The 2,440-nt window shown below is 61.5% G+C and carries 3 protein-coding genes; all 3 read right to left on the reverse strand.

From position 1 onward, the window contains the following. Positions 1-83: 83 nt before the first annotated feature. Complete coding sequence (locus JNL55_RS27935; protein WP_293862451.1) at positions 84-977, reverse strand: VOC family protein; 894 nt, start codon at positions 975-977, stop codon at positions 84-86. A 2-nt stretch (positions 978-979) separates the two neighbouring features. Next, a complete protein-coding gene (locus tag JNL55_RS27940) occupies positions 980-1,345 on the reverse strand; it encodes a hypothetical protein (RefSeq protein ID WP_293862454.1) in 366 nt (121 codons plus the stop codon). Positions 1,346-1,374: 29 nt separating this feature from the next. Continuing rightward, positions 1,375-2,440 (reverse strand): alpha/beta hydrolase (locus JNL55_RS27945; protein ID WP_293862457.1); only part of this gene is annotated, 1,066 nt, incomplete at its 5' end.

The raw sequence follows: 2,440 nt of genomic DNA on the forward strand, positions 1-2,440 counted from the left end.
CGAGAGGATCATCCGGCGGTACTCGACTTGATCAGCACCGCTCGCCGTCTGTCCGCCGCGGCCGGCTTCAAAGGCTAGAATCCTCAAGCCAGGAACTCCAGCACGATGGCATTTTCGAGCATGGGTCCGACGATCAGCCGGGTCCCCTGATCGAGCAGCGGCGCGCCGGATCGAGAAAGCACCTCACGCGAACGCTCGAACGAGTTCGAGGTCAGTGTCATCGCGGCGATGAATGGCGCGGCTCGCATCGGCGCGACGACGCCAAAGTGACGTTCGAATGCCGCCTTGGTCATGAACGTGAGCCGCGAGTCGCCGGGCTCCAGATGCGCAACCTCCTCGCCCTGCCGCACACACGAACGGCCCAACAACCATTCGTAGCGCGCCACATCCGCATCGAGTGTGTCAGTTACGATGGTCACAGCGATCATGCTCCGAGCCGCGTTGTCGTGTTGTAGCCAGGCTTCGTTCTGATAGAAGTCCCACGCCTGAATCTGACTCAGCGACACCGGCACCGGCATCTGTAAATTCGGTAGCAAACAATTGCGAAAGCGCACTTGAATCGGCTCACCGTCGGGCCCGACCGAGGGATAGTCGCCAACCATGATCGGCTCAGGCGTGAGTCCGGTGGCCGGCTCGGTCGCTCCCACGTCTTCATAGTAAGCCCGCGCCTGGTCCGCACTGTGGGTCGCAAAGATCACCGCGTTGGCGCCTTGCTCGCGTCGTTCCAGACCGGGATTCAGGTGGCGCAGGACTCGATGCACGTCGCTGACCGGCCGCGTCAACTGCAACACCTCGATGAAGTTCGCCGCGAATGACGCAGTTTGACGAAACAACACGCGCCGATTGCAGAATCCCATCGCCGGCAGCGTCGTCAACGGCCCGACGTTGAATCCCAGCCGTCGCCACTCCTCGCTGGCGCGTTCCACGTCGAACGCGCCGAACATCAAGTGATCGATCTGCTCGAAATAACTCTTCATCCTCAATGCTCGGCGTGCGGTGCCTGGCGTCCAGCGTAGACACGCCCCGAGTAGGTCTTGCCATCGTGCGGCCCGGTCCACTTCTCACCCAAGGCTCGACCGGCAATGTCCTCGAAACAGGACACGTCCTTGCCGACGTGGAAACAGACCTTCTTGCCTTTGAGATCCCAGGTACCCTGATAGGTATTGCCGTTGAAATGCACCATGTCGAACGTGCCATCGGCATCGAGCCGCAGCAGCTTCACGCCGGTGGAGTCCTGGTACTCCCAAGTGTTGTCATAGAAAGCTTTCATCGGGTCCTGCGCCGGCTCAGCCGCTGTCGCGGCGAAAGCCGTCATCAACAGAAACGCCGCTATCGAACTACGCATGCTGCAATCCTCGTCGTTGAGAAATCGAATCAGCGCCCGGCGGCGCAGGCATCTCGCTGCCCATGGGCACCGAGCGTGGCAATGAGTGCGTTCGGCAAAGTGGCGCGCCAGGCGACATAGTCGTGCGGACCCTCGAACTCTGCGTAGGTCACGGGATACTCGCGCGCCAACAACACGTCCCGCAGCTGGCGGTTCGATGCAATCTGGAAATGACCTTCCCAGGTGCCGACATCCATATAGATCCGCAACGGCAGCCGCGGTGAGCGCGCGAAGTCGGCGCTCAAGCGGTTGGCATTGATGGGCAACGGCCCAGCCGGATTCACGGCACCCAGATCGGGCGCCCACCAGAAGGAGCCCGACTGCGCGATCACATTGCCGATGACATCGGAATTCAGCAGCCCGGCATGCATTGCCGCGAGCCCACCATGACTGAAGCCCGCAATCGCCACCTCGTCGTTGCGCTCGCTGACGCCAAAGTTGGCACGCGTCCAGGGCATGAGCTCATTTCGCAGGAATGTTTGCATCCGGTCGTTGGGCGGCAGATCGAGCAAACGAGTGGTGCCCGAATGAATCAACACAGCCACCGTGGGCGGAATGACGCGCCGGTCGATCATGTTGTCCAGCATCGTCTGTATCGACAGCAGCGACACGAACTGCTCGGCGTCGAACGCCAGCAGCCAAGGATAGGAACATCGCTGCTGGTAGCCTGGCGGCAGATAGATCGACAACTCGCGGGCGCCAGCAAAGGCTGCACTCGTCATCTGCCGCCGCAGAACCTTGCCACGCTTGGCGGTCGGCGAAGGTTCGAGGTACGTCAACTTGGGCGCCGCCGCCCCTTCGAACGCCGAGATGTTTCGATCCGGAAACTCCGGTGCCAGCGTGCCCGCGTACTTCAAGCGACTCAGCGGATCGGTGAATAGTTCGTAGGTGATACCGTCGCGACCTGGCAGAGTCCACACCGCCTGCGGATTCGGCTGCGGTCCTTGGGGCCACGACAACAAATACATTCCACGCGCGGTACGTGGCACTTGCCACGTTCGCGACCAAAGGTGAGTCCCGGGCACTCGCTGCATGGAAACAAACGGCGAATCAGTC

Source organism: Steroidobacter sp. (assembly GCF_016790065.1).
Taxonomy (GTDB): domain Bacteria; phylum Pseudomonadota; class Gammaproteobacteria; order Steroidobacterales; family Steroidobacteraceae; genus Steroidobacter.